General features: G+C 46.5%; 21 protein-coding genes. 13 read left to right on the plus strand and 8 right to left on the minus strand.

Annotation, left to right across the window (positions count from 1 at the left end; all coding sequences use genetic code 11):
• Window positions 1-183, minus strand: a 183-nt coding sequence (locus QUA50_RS15995) for a calcium-binding protein (protein WP_445243094.1), incomplete at its 3' end; no start/stop codon positions are given.
• 147 nt (window positions 184-330) lie between these two features.
• On the opposite strand from QUA50_RS15995, the gene QUA50_RS16000 reads away from it, so the two are divergent.
• The gene (locus tag QUA50_RS16000; RefSeq protein ID WP_333261544.1) at window positions 331-945 is read left to right on the plus strand and encodes an O-linked N-acetylglucosamine transferase family protein; all 615 of its coding nucleotides are present in this window, start codon (window positions 331-333) and stop codon (window positions 943-945) included.
• 174 nt (window positions 946-1,119) lie between these two features.
• Here QUA50_RS16000 and QUA50_RS16005 read toward each other — a convergent pair whose 3' ends face one another.
• The 3 genes from QUA50_RS16005 to QUA50_RS16015 all read right to left on the minus strand — a co-directional run bounded on the left by QUA50_RS16005 (window position 1,120) and on the right by QUA50_RS16015 (window position 4,171).
• On the minus strand, window positions 1,120-1,515 hold the full coding sequence (locus tag QUA50_RS16005; protein ID WP_333261547.1) for an HNH endonuclease signature motif containing protein: 396 nt from the start codon (window positions 1,513-1,515) through the stop codon (window positions 1,120-1,122).
• Between the two features lie 143 nt (window positions 1,516-1,658).
• Window positions 1,659-2,006 (minus strand): hypothetical protein, encoded by a 348-nt coding sequence (locus QUA50_RS16010; protein ID WP_333261549.1) that lies wholly within the window; start codon window positions 2,004-2,006, stop codon window positions 1,659-1,661.
• Between the two features lie 377 nt (window positions 2,007-2,383).
• Entirely contained in the window at window positions 2,384-4,171 is a 1,788-nt protein-coding gene (locus QUA50_RS16015) for an efflux RND transporter periplasmic adaptor subunit (RefSeq protein ID WP_333261552.1), read from the minus strand.
• 173 nt (window positions 4,172-4,344) lie between these two features.
• Between QUA50_RS16015 and QUA50_RS16020 the strand changes: the two genes are divergently transcribed.
• From QUA50_RS16020 to QUA50_RS16030, 3 genes are all read left to right on the plus strand, one after another.
• Window positions 4,345-4,503 (plus strand): hypothetical protein, encoded by a 159-nt coding sequence (locus tag QUA50_RS16020; protein WP_333298577.1) that lies wholly within the window; start codon window positions 4,345-4,347, stop codon window positions 4,501-4,503.
• Window positions 4,504-4,592: 89 nt separating this feature from the next.
• A complete protein-coding gene (locus QUA50_RS16025) occupies window positions 4,593-5,726 on the plus strand; it encodes an AI-2E family transporter (RefSeq protein ID WP_333261555.1) in 1,134 nt (377 codons plus the stop codon).
• A 162-nt stretch (window positions 5,727-5,888) separates the two neighbouring features.
• Window positions 5,889-6,956 carry an ABC transporter permease gene (locus QUA50_RS16030; protein WP_333261557.1) on the plus strand — a complete coding sequence of 356 codons (1,068 nt, stop codon included), beginning with the start codon at window positions 5,889-5,891 and terminating at the stop codon, window positions 6,954-6,956.
• Between the two features lie 385 nt (window positions 6,957-7,341).
• On the opposite strand, the gene QUA50_RS16035 is transcribed toward QUA50_RS16030, so the two are convergent.
• The gene (locus tag QUA50_RS16035) at window positions 7,342-10,731 is read right to left on the minus strand and encodes a PAS domain S-box protein (RefSeq protein WP_445243167.1); all 3,390 of its coding nucleotides are present in this window, start codon (window positions 10,729-10,731) and stop codon (window positions 7,342-7,344) included.
• A 791-nt stretch (window positions 10,732-11,522) separates the two neighbouring features.
• On the opposite strand from QUA50_RS16035, the gene QUA50_RS16040 reads away from it, so the two are divergent.
• From QUA50_RS16040 to QUA50_RS16060, 5 genes are all read left to right on the plus strand, one after another.
• Entirely contained in the window at window positions 11,523-11,867 is a 345-nt protein-coding gene (locus QUA50_RS16040; RefSeq protein WP_333261562.1) for a hypothetical protein, read from the plus strand.
• A gap of 223 nt (window positions 11,868-12,090) precedes the next feature.
• Window positions 12,091-13,116 (plus strand): ABC transporter permease, encoded by a 1,026-nt coding sequence (locus tag QUA50_RS16045; RefSeq protein ID WP_333261565.1) that lies wholly within the window; start codon window positions 12,091-12,093, stop codon window positions 13,114-13,116.
• A gap of 204 nt (window positions 13,117-13,320) precedes the next feature.
• Window positions 13,321-14,061 (plus strand): hypothetical protein, encoded by a 741-nt coding sequence (locus QUA50_RS16050; RefSeq protein ID WP_333261568.1) that lies wholly within the window; start codon window positions 13,321-13,323, stop codon window positions 14,059-14,061.
• A gap of 116 nt (window positions 14,062-14,177) precedes the next feature.
• On the plus strand, window positions 14,178-14,363 hold the full coding sequence (locus QUA50_RS16055; RefSeq protein ID WP_333298576.1) for a hypothetical protein: 186 nt from the start codon (window positions 14,178-14,180) through the stop codon (window positions 14,361-14,363).
• A gap of 367 nt (window positions 14,364-14,730) precedes the next feature.
• The gene (locus tag QUA50_RS16060) at window positions 14,731-15,795 is read left to right on the plus strand and encodes a hypothetical protein (RefSeq protein ID WP_333261571.1); all 1,065 of its coding nucleotides are present in this window, start codon (window positions 14,731-14,733) and stop codon (window positions 15,793-15,795) included.
• A 94-nt stretch (window positions 15,796-15,889) separates the two neighbouring features.
• On the opposite strand, the gene QUA50_RS16065 is transcribed toward QUA50_RS16060, so the two are convergent.
• Window positions 15,890-16,045, minus strand: coding sequence for a hypothetical protein (locus QUA50_RS16065; protein ID WP_333261573.1), 156 nt, complete (start codon window positions 16,043-16,045; stop codon window positions 15,890-15,892).
• 106 nt (window positions 16,046-16,151) lie between these two features.
• Here QUA50_RS16065 and QUA50_RS16070 point away from each other — a divergent pair, with 106 nt between their 5' ends.
• Entirely contained in the window at window positions 16,152-16,925 is a 774-nt protein-coding gene (locus tag QUA50_RS16070) for an ABC transporter permease (protein ID WP_333261599.1), read from the plus strand.
• Between the two features lie 125 nt (window positions 16,926-17,050).
• Window positions 17,051-17,950, plus strand: coding sequence for an ABC transporter ATP-binding protein (locus QUA50_RS16075; RefSeq protein WP_333261576.1), 900 nt, complete (start codon window positions 17,051-17,053; stop codon window positions 17,948-17,950).
• A gap of 127 nt (window positions 17,951-18,077) precedes the next feature.
• Here QUA50_RS16075 and QUA50_RS16080 read toward each other — a convergent pair whose 3' ends face one another.
• Window positions 18,078-19,061: a GNAT family N-acetyltransferase gene (locus QUA50_RS16080; protein WP_333261578.1), complete on the minus strand. Its 984-nt coding sequence runs from the start codon at window positions 19,059-19,061 to the stop codon at window positions 18,078-18,080.
• Between the two features lie 749 nt (window positions 19,062-19,810).
• On the opposite strand from QUA50_RS16080, the gene pap reads away from it, so the two are divergent.
• Both pap and QUA50_RS16090 read left to right on the plus strand, forming a co-directional pair.
• Window positions 19,811-21,298: a polyphosphate:AMP phosphotransferase gene (gene pap, locus QUA50_RS16085; RefSeq protein ID WP_333261581.1), complete on the plus strand. Its 1,488-nt coding sequence runs from the start codon at window positions 19,811-19,813 to the stop codon at window positions 21,296-21,298.
• A gap of 354 nt (window positions 21,299-21,652) precedes the next feature.
• Window positions 21,653-22,645 carry a YdcF family protein gene (locus tag QUA50_RS16090; RefSeq protein WP_333261583.1) on the plus strand — a complete coding sequence of 331 codons (993 nt, stop codon included), beginning with the start codon at window positions 21,653-21,655 and terminating at the stop codon, window positions 22,643-22,645.
• On the opposite strand, the gene QUA50_RS16095 is transcribed toward QUA50_RS16090, so the two are convergent.
• Window positions 22,642-22,986 carry a hypothetical protein gene (locus tag QUA50_RS16095; protein ID WP_333261586.1) on the minus strand — a complete coding sequence of 115 codons (345 nt, stop codon included), beginning with the start codon at window positions 22,984-22,986 and terminating at the stop codon, window positions 22,642-22,644. The genes QUA50_RS16090 and QUA50_RS16095 overlap by 4 nt on opposite strands.
• Window positions 22,987-23,351 lie beyond the last annotated feature (365 nt).

Raw genomic sequence — 23,351 nt, forward strand, 5'->3', positions numbered from 1 at the left:
ATCACCAAGGAGGGAGTCATTGCCCCCACCTCCACTGAGGTTGTCGTTTCCTCCACCGCCGAGCAAGCTGTCGTTGCTATCTAAGCCAGCGAGGGTGTCATTGCCTTCAAGCCCTGAGATGTTGTCATTCTCAGGCCCGCCGATCAGATTGTCATCTGAGGATGTGCCAGTCAATACTGCCATGTTTTTTTCCTGCTTGCGATAAACAGGCGGGGCTATTTTTGAGATAAGCACCTCACCTTAATTACTTATCAGGACTTCTTCCCCAAAATTATGCAGTTTTGCAAAAAAACTTTTTTTAGACAAATTTTGTTTTATTTGCGACCAAAGATGCTATGCTTAATAGCTCAAAATATCGCGTATTTGAAACCGATCGCACTACGCATCAAAACTAAAGAAACCCGGTTTTTTGCCCGTTTCTGCGGGCTGCAACGAAGTATAGCAAGTTTACGCCATAACCGCCTTGGCGGTTGCTATACTGTCAAACAGCGGTTTATCAATAAAATATCTGCTATTTTTGATAAATACAATATCGATCGCACTCGTTTAATTTTATTCAATACCCTGGCGAATCGCGAAGATGTGAAAGCAGTGTTACAACTGGCTGATGTCTATCTAGATTCCTATCCCTACGCGGGTGCAAATTCGACGGTATATCCGTTAGAAGTGGGATTACCGACTGTAGTGAGAGATGGCAATAATTTGCGTTCCCGACAAGGGGCGGCAATCCTGCGAGACATCCAGTTGTTCGATCTAATTGCTGACAGCGAAGAGTCTTATATTAAGTTGAGTGTCGCACTGGGAACTAATACGGAATTGCGAAAGCAAAATCGGGAGGAAATCGAGCCAAAAATGCAGCAGCAACCGAGGTTTTTGGACAGTCGCGCTTATTCGGCTGCTTTGGGTTCGGTATTTGAAAAAATGCTAATAGTGAATCGGCTTTAGAAGTCAGTTGATGTTTGAGAAACAGTTATTGCAAGCACAATCTCTAATCGAGCTTGGGCTTGCAATCGGCAAAGGATAGAGCCTCTCGATCGAGATATCCTGCGATCGCCATTTCAATTACTGCCTACGTCCAAACCGATCGGACTATTCTGAACTTGAGAACCTAAAGCGAAGTTATTGCGTAGGGTATCGCCTGCGTTCAGCCAGTCGCTCATCGCTGTTAAGCTGTAGCAAATTAACAGTTGTGCGCCCTTCTGGGGTTAACCCAATAATCCTGCCATCATCCAAGGTAAAATGTTCGGGCCAGTTCTGCGTCCGGGCGTTGAACAGGAAACTAAAAGCGCTAGTCTGGGGATCGAATGAACCGAGGTCTGTCCCTTTATATCGGTTGCACCGCCAGCAAGCCAAGGCTAGATTATCCGCATCAGTTGTACCTCCGTGCTTTACAGCAATTATGTGGTCAACTTCATGAGGGAAGAAACTCAAAGAAATTCCCAGCAGACAATACTCGCAGCGGTAGGAAGCGCGTTCTTCAACATATCGTCGCAGGCTAGCAGAAATATAAGTCAATCGATTTTAGATTTTAGATTTTAGATTTTAGAATTCCGAGCGCAGATAAATCCATTCGCTTTTTTTAGAACAATGCGGAGGTTTTCTGTGTTTCCACGGCCGCAATCCGGGGGCTGGTGACCAAATTGCTCGATCGTCACAAATCAAGATTGGCGGGTGAGATAAGGCAGGTTGCCCATTTTGAGCATAATTACTAGATGTTCAATCCGCTCGTATTCATCTAGTTCTACTTGTTCTGTTGAAGTGAGTTCACCAGCTTTGCTGCGTGCTACCAATATCCGCAGGCGTTCTTGCATCTCAGAAGTGGGACGGAAGGCGGCGATTTCTTCCGCTGTGGGTGCGCTAGCAAGAAAGTTTAAAATATAGCGGTAGGTGCGGGAGGGCAACACTGGCTGCTCGACGCACAGGCGCAGGAGTTCTGGCAGTTGTTCGCCCAAGAGTGCGAGTTGCTCACAGAGCTCGTCGGGGACTTCAATGGTGATGGTTGTCACTGGTAAAACCCTCAAAGTGCAGGAGCTATTACTTATTCTAAGGCTTTAGGAGGAAGAGCGATCGCCCTTTTTTGAAAAAACCAAATAAAAAGCGATTCCGTAGCACCACCCCGCTCAAATAAAAACATATCTGCGTTCATCAGCGTCTCTAGCGATCCTAAATCATTTGCATAATTCTTATAGGGGCTCTTCCCCCCCGTGGTTGCCCCTAGATGCTGGGGTAGGCAAAGAAAGGCAACTACCCCTACAAATCCTCACGAATGATTTAGGATTGCTATATCTGCTGTCATCTGCGGTTGAAAAAGCGCAACTATCTAAAAATTGTTTATTGGCAATTGGCAACCAATAACCAATAACCCATAACCCCTAACAAATAACTATTTCACAACCTTAACCCGATCGCCATCCTTAAGAAAACCAGCGCCAGTAACAACCACCCGATCGCCCGCCTTCAAACCTTTTTTAACCACCACCTTAGCAGCAGTCAAATCGCCCACAGCACCCCCAGAAATTTCCCCAACTTCCACCTTTTGAGCCTGCACCTTGTCCTGCCCGACAAGTTTATAAACCATAGAACTGCCGTCAGGTTGCGGCAAAATAGCTTTAGCAGGCACTTTCAAACCTTGAGCCGTTGTCGTCGAAATGGATGCGCGCAAAAACATTCCCGATCGCAAAAACTCGCTTGCTGGCAAATCAATCTTCACCGTAGCTTGCCGATTTTGCGGGTCAACTACCGGCGAAATCTCTCGCACAGTTCCTGACAAATTAATCCGCTTGTCAGAATCCGAAGTAATTTGCACTGCTGTTCCCGGCCGCACTTGCGAAACCTGACTTTCCGGTACTTTCAATTGCAGTTCCAGCTTGTTGTCGCGAATAATCGAAAATAGTTTTTGATTTCCCGAAGAAACATCGCCAACTCGACCAATTCTTTCAGCCACAGTACCGCTATCCGGCGCTCGAACAATAGTTTGTTCTAGTTGAGTTTGTAACTGTTTGACTTGTGCATCATTGCTGCGGACACTTGCTGCGTTATTTCCCACATTTGCTCTGGCACTGCTGACACTCGCTCCGGCCGTATTCACTTTAGCACGAGCGCTGCTGAGGGCCGCTCTAGCCGTACTGATATTAGCTTCCGCAGTAGCTACTCTAGCGAGAGAAGATTGCACTTCTTCGGCTGCTTTATTCTGTTCTTGCAAAGCTGTATTCAAGTCAGCTTTAGCTTTGTTCAAGTCTTGAACAGCAGTCTGCCGTTCCGTCTTTCGCCTTTCCAAATCTTGCCGACTAATTACTCCCTGAGCCGCCAAATCTTGGGTGCGATTTACTTCTCTTTGAGCTTGATCTAATTTAGCTTGAGCGGAGGCAATGCCGGCTTTAGCTTGAGTGACACCGGCTTTAGCTTGTTCCACACCGGCCCTTGCCTGCCCGACGCCTGTTCTGGCTTGCGCTGCGTCAGCGATGGCTTTTTCAACGCCAGCTTGGGCTTGAGCCACGCCGGCTTGGGCCTCTTCTCGGGCTGACTCGGCTTGCTGTACCTGAGCTTGGGCTTGTTCTACCGTAGAATTGGCCGATTGTACTCCCGCAAGCGCTTCGGCAATTTGCGATCGTAGCACCGAATCGTCCAAAACCGCCATCGTCTGACCTTTTTCTACCGCATCCCCTTCATTCACCAACACCTGCTTAATTTGCAAACCGTTGGCTTGTGGCAGCACTGGCAGCAAATCGTAGGCTGCCACGGTACCCGTCGCTTGCAAAGTTTCACCCACCTGGGCAGATTCCACAGGCGCGACTGTCACCGTCGGAGCAATCGCCTGCTGAGTTGCCGAGGGAATTGGAGCGGCAGGCGGCGAACTCTGATTGCCCCCAGTCAATTTTACTGCTAGCAGCGTTGCAGCCACGCCAATCCCTGCGCCCGCCAACAAGGCAGGCCACCTGATTTCTTTGCCGGGCCCAACTTCAGTTACTTCTGGCTCCCAAACTTGTTCCGCCTCGATTTCTGGAACTTCCAGCGCCACTTCTCGTTCATCTTCCTCACCGGAGAATTGCCAGCGAGATTTGTCTGAGACTTCACTTTCAGCTACATCCACTGCTGAGTTCCTTTCGCGCCCGCTCTCCACGGGGGAAAGGGGTTGCTTTTCTTCGGCTTCTGAAAAAACTTGATTAGTCACGGTAGTTCCTCTGGCGAGTATGAGCCTTTCGTTTTTTGTATTGTAAAGAAAGATTACGATAATATTTAGTTTATTGTAGCGGAGGGCCTATGGATTAACGCTTCCTCCTTTTGGGTGAGTGTGGCGGCGTTTCACCTAAGAAGAGCGATTTTGATTAAATTCGATCGAAGTTTGTGCGATCGACATTTAATTTGATCGGTCTCTGGGGCATACTGAATATTAGCGTGATTCCCGATCGTGGGGTCGATCGGGCTGGCATTCTCTGTCGGGCGAGCGGTTTTGCCATCACCAACTCATCAATGCTGAGAGCATTCAGTCTAATCTTGAACTGATTATTGCTAATCTATACTCTAATGTGTTTATTGTAGAATACGGCACATCGGCTGAAAAATTTGTGCCAGTTTATTAAAAAAAAATCATCATGAATAGTCTTTTTTCTCCCCTCCAACAGTTTCTAATCACTTGGCTGCTAGTGCTAGTGACGGGATGGTTTACCCTGACTGCTGTCAGTTATGTTGGGGAACTGGTCAGCATTTTAGTAACAGCGGGACTCATTGCATTTTTATTAAATTATGCAGTAAAAAGACTGCAAGTATTTTTGCCTCGGGGAGTAGCGGCGGGGCTGGTTTATTTAACAGCAGGTGTGGTAGTAATAGTAATCGGTTTAACTATTGTGCCGCCCGTGTTGGGCCAAGCGAGACAGTTGGGGGTAAGGTTCCCGGATTTGCTGGAGTCGGGGCGGCAGCAGCTAGCTGAATTTCAAGCATGGAGTGCCGATCGCAATTTGCCGTTTAACGTGCAAATATTGGAGCAGCAGTTATCAGCGAAAGTGCAGGAACAAGTGCAGGCGCTCGCAGGTACGAGTTTAGGCTTAGTTGTCGGTACTGTTAACTGGTTTTTGGACTTGATTTTTATTGTGGTGATTTCCTTTTATATGCTCCTAGACGGACAAAGAGTGTGGCAGGGTTTGACCAGCATTTTTTCCCCAGACATTCGCTATGTTTTAACAGAGACTTTGGAGAGAAACCTGCAGCGGTTTGTATCGGGACAGTTATTGCTGGGACTATTGATGGCCATCTCGCTAACTCTGGCTTTTTGGTGGCTGCAAGTTCCGTTTTTTCTGTTGTTTGCCGTGTTTATAGGATTGACGGAAATAATTCCGTTTATTGGAGCAACTTTGGGAATTGGCACTGTTAGTATAATTGTAGCGTTTATTGATTGGTGGCTGGCGCTGCAAGTGTTGGTAGTCGCGATCGGTCTCCAGCAAATCAAGGATAATTTAGTAGCTCCCCGAATCATGGGCAATCTCACCGGATTGAGCCCGGTAGTTATTTTTACAGCTTTGCTGTTAGGAGGTAGAGTGGGAGGATTGTTGGGAGTTATCCTGGCAATTCCGCTCACTGGGGTTGTAAAAAGTATAGTAGAAATTGTACTCAATCCCAAATTGCCACCCCAAACAGGCTCGTTTTTCTACAATCCTTTTAGCGGCGAGGAATTGGGGAAAATACCCGAAGATGAAACTAGAATAATCTTGGTCGCAGATGAACAAAAGTAGTCTAATTGTTGTAGTAAGTAATTCAATTATGAAAAATTTTATTATTCACTAATTAATTTTTGGCTGCTGAGTTCATCAATAAAAAACTAAAGTCTCTACAAATAACTTTAAGCACTTTAGTCTTGATTACTAACCAACTTAAAATCTCAAACCTAAAAACTTATGAACTGGTGGCAAAATCTTAGAAAAAATCCTCTAGCTCGGTTAGGAGCCGTGCTACTGTTAATTTTTTACACAGTCGCACTTTTTGCCGAATTTGTGGCACCTTACGACCCCTACGACTCTCAATTAGACGGTTCATTATTGCCGCCGACTCAGATTTATTTAACCACCCAAGACGGGCGATTTATCGGGCCCCACGTTTATCCGACAACTCAGGGCCCAGTGGATGCGAATACCGGCGCTCGCGAGGTAATTGTAGACTGGCAAAAACCATCTGCTGTCGGTTTGTTTGTCAAAGGTGCCCCCTATAAATTTTTAGGAGTTTTGCCATTAGATAGGCATCTTTTTGGCACGACAGGAGAAGGTCAAATTAACATTTTAGGCACGGATGAACAAGCGCGCGATCAGTTCAGCCGCTTAGTACACGGCAGCAGAATTAGCCTCAGCATCGGTTTAGTTGGCATAGCAATTTCTTTTCCCTTGGGATTGTTTATCGGAGGCATATCGGGCTATTTCGGCAGTTGGATTGATAGTATTTTAATGCGTTTTGCTGAAGTATTAATGACAATTCCTGGTCTTTATTTATTAGTAGCGCTAGCAGCAGTGTTGCCGCCGGGATTGACAAGTGCTCAGCGATTTATATTGATTGTGCTGATTACTTCATTTATCAATTGGGCGGGTTTAGCGCGGGTAATTCGCGGTCAGGTACTATCAATTAAACAACGAGAATTCGTGCAAGCGGCGCGGGCAATGGGCGCCAATCCAATTTATATTATTGTCCGCCACGTTTTGCCACAAACTGCTACTTATGTAATTATTTCTGCTACTTTGGCGGTTCCGGGTTTTATTGTGGCGGAGTCGGTTTTGAGTTTAATTGGCTTGGGAATTCAACAGCCAGATCCTTCTTGGGGAAATTTACTATCCCTCTCTACTAATGCTTCAATTTTAGTATTGCAACCTTGGTTGGTTTGGCCTCCGGCGATACTGATTATTTTGACAGTTTTGGCGTTTAATTTATTGGGGGATGGCTTGCGGGATGCTCTCGATCCGAGAAGCATTCAAAGATAATTAGACATGGGCAATTGGTAATTGGAAATTCAAAGATTTGTAGGGGCGGGTTCACCCAAATTTATCTCATCAATTCCCCGAACTAAAAAACCCGCCCCCACCCATCGCAGATACTCAAAAACTTGTTCCGCGATCGGGGTTAGGAGCGCGAATTAAATAACTTATAATTTTAATTGTTATTGTGGGATGGGCGTCCCGCCCGTCCTTTTTGGATGGGCGTCCCGCCCGTCCCACTTTCAAGAGTGGAACTTATTTAATTTTCATTCCTTAATTGGTTTGGTGGGGGCGGGTTTCTTACTATTTTGGATGTGAACCAAAGATTGTTGGTGAACCCGCCCATACGAGATTTGGTAATACAAGGATAAGTCAAAAATACCAAGATTAGTTAAGGATTAACAGGTAAGCGGATAGTAAAAGTAGAACCAACACCCTCCTGACTTTTTACGGAAATATTGCCACCCATCATTACGCAAAAACGCTGGCTAATTGCTAGTCCCAAACCGGTGCCGCCGTACTTGCGCGTGGTGGAAGCGTCTGCTTGGGTAAAAGGTTGGAAAATGTGCTGCAACTGCTCTGGAGTCATCCCAATTCCTGTATCTGTACAATTAACAATTAAAAATTCTTTACTAGCAATTGAAGATTGAGAACTTGCTGCAGGTTGCAAAGTGTTTTCTTGTTTTGCTTCGCTGCTGTCGCCCGCGATTTGTTCTCGGCTGGCTGTGAGGGTAATTGTACCGTTTTGAGTGAATTTGGCGGCATTGCTGAGCAAATTTAATAAAATCTGCTGCACTTTGGTAATGTCACCGTGCATGGTGCCGATATTAGTAATTTTGTGCAAGTTTAAAGTGTTGCCGTTCTTTTCAATTAGCGGCGCGGCGGTGGATGCTACTTCTTCAATCAAGGCGGCGATGTCGAAGGTTTCTAAGTAAAGATCCATGCGGCCGGCTTCGATTTTAGAAATGTCGAGAATGTCGTTAATTAGCGATAGCAAGTGTCTGCCGGAAGTGCGAATTTTGTCTAAATCTGGGGTGAGTTCATCGTAGCCCAATTCTGCGGTTTCTTCTTGGAGCATTTCGCTGTAGCCGATGATGGCATTCAGAGGTGTTCGCAGTTCGTGGCTCATGTTTGCTAAAAATGCGCTTTTTGCGGTGGAAGCGGCTTCGGCTGCTTCTAGGGCGAGTTGCAAGGCGGATTCAAAGACTTTTCGATCGCTAATATCCTCGACGCTGCCTTCATAGTACAGTACCTCGCCGTTGGGGTCACACACTGCCCGCGCGCTTTCGGAAATCCAAATTACGCTGCCGTCAACGCGGTAAACTTGTGACTCAAACCCCGAAACTTCTCCGAATTCTTCCATCACCCGCATAAACTTGTCGCCCTGCTGAGGATTGACGTAAGCTTGCTGTTTGATGTTTGTGAGATTTGATGTCAATTCTTCGGGAGTGGCGTAGCCGTAGATGCGGGCTAAAGCTGGATTTACGCTTAAGAAGTGGCCTTCGGGGGTTCTTTGAAAAATGCCTTCGACGGCATTTTCAAAGATGCTGCGATATTTTTGTTCTGCTTGACGCAGAGCGATTTGTGTACGATCGCGCTCGCTGGCTTCGATCGCCAATGATACCAAATCTGCGAGGGAAGCAGCAAAATTTTGTTCTTCTAATGTCCAGTTACGAGGAGTTCCCACTTGTTCGATACAGATGACTCCGACTGTTTGTCCTCCCAGCCGCACCGGCGCATCTAAGGTTGATGTAGTACCCACTTGTGAAAAGTAAGATTCCACAAATTCTCTGGTTCTCACATCTGAGAGAGCGTCATCGGCTGCGATCGTCCGGTGTTCTTCCAAAGCTTTAAAATAAGCTGGATAGTCTGCGGCTGCGAGTTCGGCACCTTGGGAATGCTGCGGGTTGCTGCGGCTAAATTGGTCTAGACAGTGCAGTTTCGATCGGCTTTCATCGTACAACCAAGCTCCAGCTCGTTCTGCATCTAGGGTATGAGTGGCAGCTTCAGTGATTTGCCTCAAAGCTACTTGCAAATCGCCTCGATACAGCGCTTTATTTCTTGCCAGTTCTACCAAAACCGTATTTTGTTTGAGCAATTGTTTTTGTCTTTGGCGCCGCACGGATTCGGCTCGCTTCTGTTCGGTAATGTCGCGGGCTACGAAAATGACGGATTCTTCGGAAAGGGGCGAAATGCTGGCGGCAAAACAAACTTCGCGGTCGTCAATGGTTAAATCGTACTCAATGCTGACAGTTTTCTGATTATCTAAAGCTGCTCGGATGTGGTTGAGAAAATTGTTTGCTGTAGCTTGCGGAAACACCTCTGTGAGTGTTTTGCCTACTAATTCTTCCATTGGTTTGTAGAGCAGAGAAAGATTTGTGGGGGCGATTTTTAAATAGCGACCGCTGGCGTCGAGAACTATAATTAATTCGTTCATAGCTGCAAACAAAGCCCGCAATTCTGCTTCTGCGGCTTCGAGTTCTGCCGTCCGCTCGGCTACTCGCTGTTCTAAACTAGAGTTGGTTTGTTCTAGAGCAACAAAAGACGATCGCAATTGTCTAGCCATTTGATTGAAAGACTGAGCTAGGAGATCGATTTCTTTGACTCCTTGAACTTCGACTTCGCCGTTTAATTCTGCGGAAGTGAAGTCGGATGATTCAGACATTTTTGTTAAAGCTTTGGAAGCTTGCAACAATCGGGTAATCGGTTTGACAACCCAGCGAGAGGTAAATATTCCGAGAACGATCGCCAGTACCAAGGCAAAAAAGCACAATAAGATAGTTGTGCGAGTGTTGGCGTTAATTTGCTCCATAAAGTCTGCTTCCGGGATTGCGACTACAATCAGCCAATCGAGGCCGCGGCCGTCTTGCAGGGGAGCAACGGTAATGAATTGACGTTTGCCGTCTATCTCGAAGGTAAACTGTCCTTTGCTGTCAATTTGTTCAAAACTACCAAATCGTTGTTGCAAGTATGTGGAAGCCGATCGAATTAGCAAATTTTTGCTCCTAGTCGCCAACAGCCGTTCCTGTCCGTCTTGGCCGGTGACAAAAGGCAATTCGTCTGTGGAACTGGCGACTATTTTCCCGCTGCGTTCGATCGCAAAAACTTGTCCTGACGGGCTAATTTTGATGCTTTTGAGAAAATCGCTGATTTGAGAAAGAGTCAAGTCAATAGCCAATACCCCCTGCAGGTTTCCTGTTTCATTGTAAATAGGCATCACCGGCGTAATCCCCAGAACTGGCGAGGCTGCGAAGGGGTAGATGGGAGACCAAGTGGCTTTTCCTGACTGTTTGGCAGCTTTGTACCACGGTCGAGTACGGGGGTCATAGGGGACGGTTTGGATTAGCTCAGTGCGATTTCCTTGGCTATCTAGGCGATAAATTTCGCGGTTGGGAGCGGTTGATTCGTCTCTGATGTATACTAAGTGTTCTGCTTCTCGCTTGAGCAAGACGAATCTGCCCCGTTCGTCGCCGTAGTAGATGGTTGTATTTCGATCGCTCAGCTTGGTCTGGTTCCACAAATAGCGCTCTAAGTTGGGCAAGTCTTCCGGGTCTAAGTTGCCAGAGGCGATCGCAGCAGTATTCATTTGTAGAAATAAATGAGACACATCCCCAAAACTGCCGAAATTTTCTTTCGTCCTCGCTGCAACTTCCAAGCTTAACCTCGTAGCAAGGTCATTAACGGCTTTCTGGCCGTTGCGAAACGACAGCCATCCAGTCACGCCGACTGCTACGGAGATTTGCACCACCAGCGGTATCAACAAAACTAGGCTTAGTGACATCTTGGGCGAGCTTTTCATCACACAACTGCTCAGACTTTTCAATAACATCAATATTCTGACACCTACCAGGTTTGTCTATCGTTTGTCGCTTAAACTGAAATGTTGCACCATTCTCAATAAGCTTTTTATGAACAGGCTTTTCGGCCTGTTCTGTCAAAGAGGGAATTTTCTTGTGGAACAGGCTTTCGGCCTGTTAAGCGAGAATGGTACAATATCTCAGTTAAAATCACCCTCGATATAAGTTACAACGTTGTACACACATAGGGAAGTGCAGTTACCGACTGCTCAAAACGGGGCTGAGGTTTCCACCGCTACTCTAAAAATTTGTAATATTAATCATGCCACTACTTGTCTGAATGTGGCGATCGCTCTGCAGACTCCCGATCAAAAAGTCACACGCCGTAAAAAATGCAACTTTAGGCCCGTGTTCCCCATCCTGGTTCTCATGAGTCATTGCCAATTATTCATTTTTTTAATCTAAACTTTTTAATCTCAAATAAGCTCACTTTTTGCGGGTGGGAATTCTCTTCCTTACGCCCGGTTAATAAAAATTTTGTTTTCATTTTTTCTACAGTCCCAGGACAAATGTAAATTCTGTGACAATCTGGTGTTAAAAAATTTGCTATTAATAAGATAAGCCGCCAAAACCCCGTAGCGTAGCGGGGCGTAAGCCATCGACTACAAAGAGGATAATTGAAGCATCTGCATTTCATCAACCCCAGCAAAGTAAAGCGTTTTTAGCTTTTTTGGACGATCGGCATTTTGGCAAAATAATACTTCTGGAGGATGGCATGAACTATACATTTGAAATCCTGGGCGTATCTCCAACTTTAACATTTTTTAACCAGCAGCAGGAATTGCTGCAACAACAGCAGCCTTCCGGTGTAGAATACTTGGCAAACCGAAAGTGCACTCTCGATGCGTTTGTGGCATCCGTAGAGACAGTTTCTCCTCAGCAAGGCTGGGATGTCGATCGAGTTGTAAACACCGTGATTAGTTTCTGGATGAACAATTCCGATAGCATCCAGTATTGGAGACACAGGCTGCAGGATGCCGGCAGCGAAAACTTGTTAGTAGCCAGAGTAGGCGATATCAAGTCTTTGCAAGCTGCATTTGAATCGCTGCTGGGGGAATAAGAAAATCGCCAATAGCGAAAAAGTCGATCGACTTTTTCGCTAAAACTGAGATATTGCGCCATTCTCAATCATCCTTTCAGGGCGTTGCTCAGAGCAACGGTTTAAAATAAAATTTATCTGTTGTGGAACAGGCATCTTGCCTGTTCTTGAGAATAGTGCAAGATGTAAGTAACATCCACTCAACTGTCTCTTTCCAATTTCCAATTGGCAATTCCCCAATATTATGTCTCGTTCCAAAGCCCTACAATCTTATATTTTTCTCCGCTTGCTCCTCGCACCGCTAATGTTGTGGACAATCACCACAGCAGTATTTTTATTGTTGCGGGCCACTCCGGGCGACCCCATAGATGCCATTCTCGGCTCACGAGCTCCCGCAGCAGCCAAAGAAGCAATGCGAACCCAACTCGGCCTCGACGCACCCCTGTGGCAGCAATATCTCAACTACATGAAAGACTTATTCAGTCTGAACTTGGGAACATCCATCACCACTCGCGGACAAACCGTGTGGCAAATTATCGGAGACTATTTCCCCGCTACAGTCGAATTAGCAGTTTGTAGCATGGCCGTAGCTTTAATTGTCGGCATCAGTATCGGTTCCCTAGCAGCATCCCGCCCCAACAGTATTTTCGATGCTGCAGGCCGTTTGTTTGGCATTATCACTTACTCGCTGCCGGCTTTTTGGGCTGGCATGGTTTTGCAGTTGATTTTCGCAGTGCAGTTCGGATGGTTTCCCTTGGGAACTCGTTTTCCCGTCACATTCCCCGCCCCCGAAGGCTACACAGGACTGTACACTATTGACAGTCTCCTGAGCGCTAACCCCGGTCAGTTTCTCACATCTTTGCATTATTTAGCACTTCCGAGTTTGACCTTGGGGATTCTTTTGAGCGGCATTTTCGAGCGCATTGTCAGAGTGAATCTCAAGCAAACTTTGCAAGCAGATTATGTCGAAGCAGCTAGAGCTAGAGGCATTCCCGAATTCCAGATTTTATGGGCTCACGCTCTGAAAAATGCACTAATTCCGGTGATTACTGTCTTGGGATTGACTTTTGCTGCACTGTTGGGCGGTGCTATTTTAACAGAGGTTACTTTTTCTTGGCCGGGGTTGGCAAATCGCCTTTACGAAGCTATTAGCTTGCGGGATTATCCAACAGTTCAAGGTATTGTGGTGTTTTTTGCAGCAATTGTCGTAATTGCCAGCATTGTAATTGATATTTTGAATGCTTACGTTGACCCGCGCATTCGCTACTAAAAATATCAAGGAAGAAGGGCAACGGATGCGCGACTGTTGCACTTTCGTCTTTTTCTACTTGTACTTTCTGTCTGCGCGAGATGTTTGGGCCAGGGGTGGCACTGTAGAAGCAGTTGTCCAAAATATCGGCTTTTAGAGTGACGACACTTGGCAATTTATGGGCAATACTGGAGAAAATAAAATTATACATTTGAGGAAACGCTGATGAGATTATTGCGAACAATCGCCGCTCTATCGGCGGCCTTGACCCCACTGATGGCTGAAGCTGCCTTTAGCCGTCCCATGCCGGGAACAGCCGATTTTCCCAGAGCCTCAAACCCCGAAGTAAATGTGCCGGTTTGCTTCATCGAAACTCCAGGCGGCACTACTTTTGATTTAGTCAGCTTGTGCGGCAGCAACGCTGCTCCCCAAAACACTAATCCGGTTGCGGGCAATGCTCCTGCAAATAACCCCAATGCAAGCACTCCGCCTCCTCCCCCGAACCCCAACGCCATCACCAGAGATGCTGTCGGCACCCCGATAACTACTCCTGCAGGCACGGCAAATCCCAACAATCCCAACAATGCCAATCCGGGGACTTCGCCCGCAGGCACTCCCAATAATCTGACTCCGGGAACTTCGCCGAATACCAATCCCAATAATCTCAATCCGGGAACTTCGCCAACCACCAATCCCAATAATCTCAATCCGGGAAGTTCACCGAGTACCACTCCCAATAATCCCAATCCGGGAACTTCGCCGAATACCAATCCCAATAATCTCAATCCGGGAAGTTCACCGAGTACCGGCCCCAATAATAGTGCGTCTCCCACGGGTGGAAATGCTGGCGACAGCAACAGCGATTTAGTTCCCAATCGCAATCTCAATCTTCCGAGAGTGCCGCCGAGTTCCTTTGGCCCCGGAGGTGTTGCGCCGACTAGAGATGCGATTGATGGCCCCCGCTAGTAATAGGCGAAGTGTCAATCGATTTTTGATTTTTGATTTTTGATTTTTGATTGACTTGCGCGAGATAAATACGTTCGGCAAGTTTCATCGGATACAGGTTTTTTATTTCTGGACGGATGAATCGCGTGGCGGGTATCCTGAATGCGGGAATTGTCAGAACTTTCATCACAGAAACCGGGTTTCTCGGAAACGTTCTCTTTTTCAGGGATATTTCAGCTACGAGAAAGCCGGAATATTTATTTGCTTGCGTAATATTGATGTTAGGTGCGATCGGCATATTTTGTAGCAGAGTAGCAAAATAAAAGTTAAGCTAAGAACTTGTAGACGCTATGGGCCAAGCACTCTTTTAAAACTGGACAACCAGGTAGAAGTAGTGATAGATAGCTAATTTTAATCCGTAACAGGATTAGTTATCAGCACAGGTTAAAATTATTACCAGGCGGGTGCTCCCCAGCTCCAAGTTCTCAAGCTAAACCATTCAACAGGCATATTTTTGTTAAGCCAGTGTGGTTGGGAAAGTGCCGGCTGATAACATTAGCAAGACAAAATTAACCCGATTATTCGGAGGCTCTTCATGAGCAAAATATTTGTTTTAATAAATTGGAACAAAATTGCTCTAGACGCGATCCTCTGCGGGGGCTTCGCTAACGCACTTGAGGAGGAAATCTAGTGTCCAACTTAGTTCAACGCTTAGAAATAACCGCTCATCCGCAACTAGAAAAATCCCTCGGCTATCGAGGAGATAGTCGCTGGGTAGCTTGGCGCTGGGAGCCCGACATCGACCAACTTATATCCAGCGACGGCAAAACAGTCGGCACTGGCAATAATATGGCTTGGCTGGTGTTTTTGCAGCACGATTTAGTCGATCCTGCGGTACAAGAGTACAACCTCAGCGAGGCCGATCGCTACTGGCTGCTTTTAGACACCGAAACTAGAAATCTCTACGTCGGCGAAGGGAAAACAGTTCAAAGTCTGTTAGAACAGCCGGAAAGTTTAGGTTTATTGGCTTGTCTCGATGGCGGGAATGCCGATCGACAAACGGGTGAAACTTGGCAGCAAACGCTATCTCAACTAACAGCCAAACCAGTTGTTCGCAACCTCACAAATGCCCTTCCTTTCGGTATCGCCGCCGCTTTGATAGGTGCTTTAGGCATCGGCACCGGATTGTGGGTAGTACCGGCGGTGCAGCAGAAACTAGCCGAAAAAGCCGCTTTTGTTTCCCCAATTAGTTCTGGCGCCAACTGCGGGCTTGGCGGTTCCGACGATTTTTCAGCTTATATCGGTTCGTCAAGCGGAAATAAAGAACTTCATTTAATAGGCGTTTACGAAGCCAATGCGGATCGCAAGAACCGAGATTTATCACAAAGTGCGTTAGCGAAGCCCTCGGAGAGGATCGAAGTCAAAGTAGAACGCCGAAACAAGCCAATAATTCTCGCACTTTCAGCCTACGAACCGGTGCAGTGGAACATTACCGCAGAACCAGGGGCCGTTATCGAAAAAATTATTGTTAACGGATACCACAACCAAACTGTTTCAGGAGTTTCGGGAATTCCAATTGAAGAGCACAGCTACGAAGAAACCGGAGACTATCTCGGCGACTTTATCTACAAGTGGGGTGCTACCCCTGACAGTTCCAATACTTCTTCCCTCGTGACTAAATTGGAACAGAGAAACAGCACGAGTTTAACTTCTTTTCAAGGATGCTACAGAGGTAAGAACTTCAGTATTAATTGAGAGCAACGACAGAGGGCGACAAGTTATACAATTTGCGATTTGCGATTGCGAATAACTGATTCGATTCCATTCTTTTTTTAACTGGTGTTAAAACCTATCCCCCTAAAATCACAAAACCCGCGTCGGCGGGTTTTTTATTGAGAGCTAAACTTATTGGCATCTCTATGGTATGATATGCGGTGGCGTCATTAAGCTGTTCGACATTTAAAGGACGATTGTAGGGTGCGGAGCGTACAAGCGTTTCCCGCATAAGCGCGGAGCGTGTTCGCGAATGGCGCACCTTACCCGGTTTGTTAGTCGTTTAAATGCGTAACAGCTTACCAATTCCCAATTATAACAATACTAATAAATTTCTTATGAAATACTGGTACGAAACGCTCGCAGTAGCACAGCGGATTTTAATTGAATTGGGAAGGCGACGGCGCAGCTTAGTCTTGTGGAGTATATTTCCAGTTTCTATCTTGTTTATTAACGGTTTAATTTTAAAAGAACGTGCTAATCTCACCACAGCAAAAGCCTTTGAAACAGCCGCCCCTGCAAGCTTAGTAGGAGCAGCTTTATTTTTTAGCTGTCTCGGCGGTAGCGTAGCAACAGTAGTAGCAGAGCGAGAACAGCATACCCTCAAACGCTTGTTTATTTCCCCGCTGAGCGGCACTTCCTACTTTTTAGGAATTTTCCTGGCTCACAGTTGCATCGGCATCGGTCAGGTAATTTTAGTATACACGATCGCCTCTTGTTTAGGAGCACAATTTCAAGGCTCTATTCTGCTAGGGTGTGCGATTATTCTGCTCAGTATTGTATCTTATGTAGGTGTAGGCTTTATTCTCGGCACCCAGTTTGCGAGGCGCACTGAAGATGTCAACTCGCTAGTAGCCGCTTTCGGCGTTCCTTTGTTGATTTTAGGAGGCGCATTTTTGCCGACTTCCCTTTTTCCCAAAAGTCTGCTGGAACTCGCCCAGTACAATCCAATTTATCACATGAACGAAGCGCTGATGGGCGTGTGGGCTGACGGCAAAGACTTGGGTGATATTTCCCAACACTTTTGGTATTTATTCATATTTTCTACTGCCATGATTGCAGGTGGATGGCTTTCTTACCGCAGGATGCTGAGAGTAGAAAGAAGACTTTAAAACAATCTCATTATGCCGCAATTATTCATCTCTCTCTTCTCTTCCTCAGCGCCCTCTGCGCTCTCTGCGGTTTAATCATTCAGAAAAAACCGTAAATATATAAAATAATACGGAGAATTCAAGCAGTGCTGCAAATAGAAAAGCTAAATAAGTCCTATGGCCAACGTTCAGTGCTTAAAGATTTAACACTGCACATTCAAGCTGGAGAAATTTACGGTTTGCTGGGGCCAAACGGGGCGGGTAAAACTACAACTATCAATATTTTATGCAATTTGTTAAATGCGGACAGCGGTCAAGTTTCTATTAATGGCGAACCTGTTTCCGAAGCTACAAAATCCTTAATAGGTGTAGCGCCCCAAGAAAATTTGCTTTACAAAAGCCTTAGCTGCGAAGAAAATCTCAACTTTTTTGCTCAAATTTACGGTTTAGAGCGCAAACAGCGCCGCTATCAAGTAAGACACTGTTTGAAAGCAGTAAATTTGACAGATAGAGCTACAAGCCCGGTGGAAACTTTGAGCGGAGGAATGCAGCGCCGTTTGAATATTGCGGTGGCTTTGGTACACCAGCCTAAATTAGTAATTTTAGATGAACCGACAACGGGTTTAGATATTGAGGCTCGCTATGAAATTTGGGAGTTAATTCAGCGCTTGCAATCGGAAGGAATTACAATTTTGCTGACAACTCACTTGTTGGATGAAGCTGAGCGGCTGTGTCAGAAAATTGGGATTTTGAAAAATGGCAGTATTGTGGCTGAGGGAAGTTTGGAGGAGTTGCAAAAACTGATTCCAGCTCAAGAAATTATCGTGGTAAAAACCGACGAAGAAGCTGAAGTTATCGCCCGCGCTAAACAATACAGTTTCATCCCCCGCCGCTACGGTAGCGATTTAGCTTTTTGGCTGCCGGAACGTTTAGAATTAAAAGAGATTATTTTGCTGTTCGACGGGATTTCTATTGATTCAATCGCTCGGTATCCGGTGCGGTTAGAACATATTTATGTAGAAGTGACTAAACAAACTGTATCCTAATCTGCGTTCATCGGCGTATATCCGCGCAGTACGCTTCAAAAATCAAAGAAACCGGGTTTTTTGCCATTTTTGCCGACTGTAACGCAGTATTCTCGCAAAAACCCGGTTTCTGACCACCCTAACGAATTTACACTGTCTTAGCCCATTCGATCCAAGTTTCTATCGGGCGGAAACCGACTGATTTGTAAAGCTTTGTCGCCCCCGTCAAACTGTCAGCATCAACGCTGAGTTTAGCTGTGTTTGCACCCGCTGCTTTCAACTTATGCAAACCAGCTAACAGCATCGCTTTTCCTAAACCCATTTTCCGAAAGTCGCGCCGCGTACCCAACAATTCAATCCAACCGTCTTTCGTGCCGCTGCGGGCGTTTTTTTGGGGTTTGATTTGACAGTCGCAGAAAGCTGCAAATTTGCGTGAAGCGAAGCTATCCCCCAGGGAATCGCCCGAAACAGCAATCAAGTCTAATTCCGGCTGATAATTCGGATCTTGCATCCAATAACGCACGGTTTCCGCAGTTAAATCGTGGTGATTCCAGTGATCGATAAATGACTGGTTGAACATTTCTACCCAAGGTTGGATGTCTTGTTCTCCCGATACGTGTGTCAGGGCAAAATCTGCGGGAAATTCAGGCGTGGGAATGGGTTCGGCGAGGGATCGGGCCATTGTCCAAAAATAGCGATCGACTTCAAAGCCCTGTTTTTCTAACAGCCGCATCTCATCGGTTTTGTCCTCGCGGCTGTAGGTACGCAATTTTGCAGGCAAATTCCGTTCTTTCGCGACTTCGCGCAGCCGCTTTTCTCCCCACTTAATTATGTCTTTTTCTAAACCTTCGCCGCGGACATTTGGATGCACGTAAAACCACAGACAAGCGTCTATTTCAGTCGAGGAATCTGGCATATCCAGGAGTGACAAACCAATTAGTTTGTAATTACCATCTTCCCACAACTGCACGTCGCGGGCTTGGTCGAGTTTGGGTGCATCAAGTATTAGCTTGAGTTCAGTTGCTGAGACTTCTTCGCCGAGTCTATCCACTGCTTCGCAAGCGTCGATCAAATTTGCGATCGCGCACCAGTCAGTTTCGCCCTTGTACGAGCGTGTTGTCAGGATCTTCATAAAAAACTTGCAATCCGTAATTTCGGACTGTTCCTCTTAGTTGGTATTGGCAAACAAGTACAGTAATTCAGACATTTTGCACAAATGTCAGTAACAGGCATTCCGACCTGTTCCACAAGAAATAAATGTTCTTGTGGGGCGGGTTCGCGTGACCGCACCTAAACCGCTTTTAGTATTTGAGAATGGTGTCGATAAAACTCAGAAACCTGTTTATATCACCCAGGCTTTCAGGTTTTATCTTATAGCGCAATCATAAAAATTGGTTTGCCTTTTTGGGCTAGTTTTGTATGTGAGTTAATGGCCGGATGTCGATGAGTCGCGCTCTCTTTCGTTACCAAGCTTGGTGCTTGAGTAACTACTATTGTTTGAATAAAGTTTCTACAGCTAAGTAAAGAAGTTGTCACCCCCACTGGGTAGTTTATTTTTACTTTTGCTCTGTTTTACAATAAATCCTTTTTCAGGGATTTTGGGCTCCTCCTGTTAACTCGCCCGATCGGGGGAGGGGAGAAGTTGAACTTATTTAAAAGTTCCCTATTTCAACTATAACCTGAGCTGTTTCTTTTGGCAAGTTGGAAATCGAGGGAATCTTGCTAGTATTAACGAGGCTGGCATTTGATTGCAGGAGCGGTCGGCTTTTAACCAGCCGTAACTGTAATTTTTATAACGTTTTCCCCGGAATTGAGGATTTAATTTTATCCAAACGTTAAACTAACGTTAAACTGTTTTTTACAGATTAATATGAGGTAAATATGCTCGACAACCTCGATTTAGATATCTCCCTGGATAAAGAAACCTATGATGCCAAGATAGAAATTTTAATGCAGCAGTTGCGATCGCTCCAACTGGCCTGCTGGGAAAAAAAATTGCCCGCAATCATCGTCCTCGAAGGTTGGGCCGCCGCCGGCAAAGGCGCGCTGGTCAAAAAAATGGTGGGGTACATGGACCCGCGCGGGTTTGCCGTCCACCCGATTTGGCCGCCGTCAGATGCAGAAAGGGGCTATCCTTTCCTGTGGCGGTTTTGGCAGAAACTCCCCGCCCGCGGCCAAATCGGTTTTTTCTACCACAGTTGGTACACTCACATTTTAGAAGACCGGTTGTTCGATCGAGTCTCCGACGCCCAAGTACCGACAGCCATCAGGCAAATCAACGCCTTCGAGCGGCAGATGGTTGATGACGGCGCCGCAATTGCCAAATTTTGGATTCACTTGAGCAAAAAAGAACTCAAGCACCGGCTCAAAAAACTAGAAGATGACGCATTACAAGCTTGGCGAGTGCGACCAGAAGATTGGAAACAAGCCAAAAAATACGAAGAATACACAACTTTTGCCGAAGAAATGGTAGCCCAAACCGGCACGGGCCCCTCACCTTGGACGCTAGTAGAAGGCGATTGTCAACGGTGGGCGAGAGTCAAAGTTTTAACGCAAATGGCAGCGACAATTACAGAAGCATTGGACAGACTGCCGATGCAATCTGCACCAGTGAAATTGCCACCTCAAGAAAGCTTGCAACCTACCGAACCCGACTTGCTGGCCCAAGTAGATTTAACTCAATCGCTGTCGCCCGATGAATACAAACAGCAACTTCGCGAGGAACAAACCCGTTTTGGCAAACTGCAACAAAGCATTTACGAAGAGGAAATCCCCGTCTTGGTGCTGTTTGAAGGTTGGGACGCCGCCGGTAAAGGAGGAGCAATCAAACGCTTGACGGACGTATTAGACCCCCGCAGTTACATCGTTAATGCCTTTGGGGCGCCGACACACGAAGAAAAAGCGCATCACTACCTCTGGCGGTTCTGGCAGCGGCTGCCAACGGCTGGTAAGATCGGCATTTGCGATCGCAGTTGGTATGGTAGAGTGCTGGTCGAGCGAGTCGAAGAATTTGCCACCGAACCGGAATGGCGCCGAGCTTATCAGGAAATCAACGAATTTGAGGAGCAACTCACCAGTTTCGGTTGTGTCTTAGTTAAATTCTGGCTGCACATCAGTCCTGACGAGCAACTAAAGCGGTTTACAGAGCGGCAAAACAATCCATTTAAACAATACAAACTCACCGAAGAAGATTGGCGGAATCGCCAAAAGTGGAATTATTATGAAGTAGCGGTGAATCAAATGATTCAGCGCACCAGCACGCCGGCTGCTCCCTGGACGCTAATTGCGGCCAATAACAAGTATTATGCTCGTGTTAAAGTAATTCAAACGGTAACGCAGGCAATTCGGAATCAACTGAAGCGCCGATAAATTGGGATTGGTGAATCGGTAACAGGTAATGGGGAAAAAAGTAGGCAGAACAAAGCAGGCTTGAATTGTCAATTCCACCTGCGGCGTGTTCGATCCATTACCAATTACCAATCAACCATTACCAGTTATCAATTACCAATTAACTGTCAGCAATCTGTGACTGGAAGTAGCGGGCTTGCACCCTGCAACCAATAGTTGATAGCTGACCGGAATCGAGCATCAGGATAAATGCGATCGGACTGCGTTATTCGCGAAAGTTAAAAACCCACCGATGCCCGTATTTCCTCCCGCAGCTAAATTTGCGCTCGTTTCCACACTTCCGTACTAATTTATGAAGACACAGAATATTGCAAGATGCCAGAACTGTTAGCTCGCATTCTATTTCTATTCCTCCTGTTCTCACTGATCAAATCGTGGTGGGATCAATCAGGAGGTAAAGACAATCCGTTATTAGACCGACTGCGCGTTTTGCTGCTGATCAGCCTTTTGTTTCTGGCTTTTTTTGCGCCAGACACACCAGTCGGAGCAGCGATTTTCGGCTTAATAGCCTTCTTCTTTAAGCCCTTGGGTTTTTCCATCACTCTGCTGGTGATTGCGTCGGCGCTGATCACGAACGGGGGCATCCGCAACCCGGCGCCGAGAATGATCCTGGCAGCCCTGCTAGTTTTGATCCTTTCGAGTATGCCAGTTGTCGCTTACTGGTTCGCCGACCAAGCAGAACGGGACGCAGCTGCTGCCGTCCGCACAGCTTGCTGCGATGAAACGGCAGCGGCGATAGTTCTCCTAGGCAAGGGAACCACTCAGCCTCACATCCCCAACCGAGTAGCGATTCAACTGACAGATACAGGTAATCGCCTGCCCTATGCTGCCGTTTTGTACCGCCAAAAAGTGGCACCGATGGTCATCGTTACCGCTGGCCCCAGACCAGAGTTGGAGGGTTATGTTGGGGAAGCGAAGGATATCGAGACTTTGCTGGCAAACAACATGGGCGTGCCGCGCAGCAGTATCGTTCTCGACGATAACGGCAGCAACATACGCACCAGCGCCGAAGAAGTGAGAAAAATACTCGACAGCCGTGGCGCCCCGCGCAAAGTAATCCTGGTAACATCTGCGATTCAGATGCGCCGTGCCAGCCTCGCTTTTGCGAATATGGGAATCCAGGTGATTCCTAGGGCTACCGACTTCTACACTTTTCAACCCACATCAGGAGGAAAATCCAGACTCCGCTTAGACGCGGGAGATTTTCTGCCCAGTGCAGAAGCTTTGGTAACTACGACACGAGTATTCGATGAATATTTCGGGTCTTTTTATTACTATTTGCGCGGCTGGCAGGCTCCCAGGGCCTAAAGTGGCAAGTTGCTGGTGTTTTTCTTAGGCAACAGCGACTGCTCCCCAGATTGGTTTAAAATCTGATGAGAAGAAGACCTTTGTGGGGAGCTGTATTTTTTTCTCATTCCGGCGGGGTCGCCGACAATCAAGTTTGCCATGAATGCAAACAATACCCAAAAGATAACTGGCTCCCACTCGGATTTTTTGGGCGGTGCTTCTGGGGTTGTGACAGATTCGACGTTGACTTTGATATCTAGTTTGCCTTCAATTTCTTTGCCTTTGAGAACTCCCTCCTTGCACACACCCTTAAAAATCATGGGAGCGGGCTTTGGTGCTTCAGCTTTCGGTTCGTCTGCCATTTTTTTATCCTGGTTTTGGTGAATCCGGTTGGATAGTACATTCTTAAAGGTTCGGGGGTTTTCCGGACAGGATTTCGCGAACTCTGAAAGAATTAAGTTAAATATGCACCCCGCCCCTTACTGGGGCTTAAACATAAGAATCTGAAGGCATTTCCAGCTAGTGCTGGTTTGTTTTAGATAGCAGCCTTGCCTTGAAGCTGCTACTTATATATCCGGGTGAAAGGGAGATTTTTATGCAAAGTACAGGTTTTTTATGAAAAATTTATTTGCTCCCGGCGGGCAGAAAGGTCAACTAAATCAAAAGGAGTCCCGCGCTCTACCTGTACCCAGGTGAGCGTCGGGAGGAATTTGCGTGAGTGAAGAGA

Source organism: Microcoleus sp. M2_D5 (assembly GCF_036701935.1).
Taxonomy (GTDB): Bacteria; Cyanobacteriota; Cyanobacteriia; order Cyanobacteriales; family Microcoleaceae; genus Microcoleus.

Coding starts and splice junctions, on each gene's coding strand:
- QUA50_RS16065 (WP_333261573.1), bottom strand. CDS start 16,045: ATGCGGGAAACGCTTGTACGCTCCGCACCCTACAATCGTCCTTTAAAT.
- QUA50_RS16045 (WP_333261565.1), top strand. CDS start 12,091: ATGTCTCGTTCCAAAGCCCTACAATCTTATATTTTTCTCCGCTTGCTC.
- QUA50_RS16080 (WP_333261578.1), bottom strand. CDS start 19,061: ATGAAGATCCTGACAACACGCTCGTACAAGGGCGAAACTGACTGGTGC.
- QUA50_RS16055 (WP_333298576.1), top strand. CDS start 14,178: ATGAATCGCGTGGCGGGTATCCTGAATGCGGGAATTGTCAGAACTTTC.
- QUA50_RS16050 (WP_333261568.1), top strand. CDS start 13,321: ATGAGATTATTGCGAACAATCGCCGCTCTATCGGCGGCCTTGACCCCA.
- QUA50_RS16025 (WP_333261555.1), top strand. CDS start 4,593: ATGAATAGTCTTTTTTCTCCCCTCCAACAGTTTCTAATCACTTGGCTG.
- QUA50_RS16090 (WP_333261583.1), top strand. CDS start 21,653: ATGCCAGAACTGTTAGCTCGCATTCTATTTCTATTCCTCCTGTTCTCA.
- QUA50_RS16040 (WP_333261562.1), top strand. CDS start 11,523: ATGAACTATACATTTGAAATCCTGGGCGTATCTCCAACTTTAACATTT.
- QUA50_RS16030 (WP_333261557.1), top strand. CDS start 5,889: ATGAACTGGTGGCAAAATCTTAGAAAAAATCCTCTAGCTCGGTTAGGA.
- QUA50_RS16070 (WP_333261599.1), top strand. CDS start 16,152: ATGAAATACTGGTACGAAACGCTCGCAGTAGCACAGCGGATTTTAATT.
- pap (WP_333261581.1), top strand. CDS start 19,811: ATGCTCGACAACCTCGATTTAGATATCTCCCTGGATAAAGAAACCTAT.
- QUA50_RS16000 (WP_333261544.1), top strand. CDS start 331: ATGCTATGCTTAATAGCTCAAAATATCGCGTATTTGAAACCGATCGCA.
- QUA50_RS16035 (WP_445243167.1), bottom strand. CDS start 10,731: ATGTCACTAAGCCTAGTTTTGTTGATACCGCTGGTGGTGCAAATCTCC.
- QUA50_RS16095 (WP_333261586.1), bottom strand. CDS start 22,986: ATGGCAGACGAACCGAAAGCTGAAGCACCAAAGCCCGCTCCCATGATT.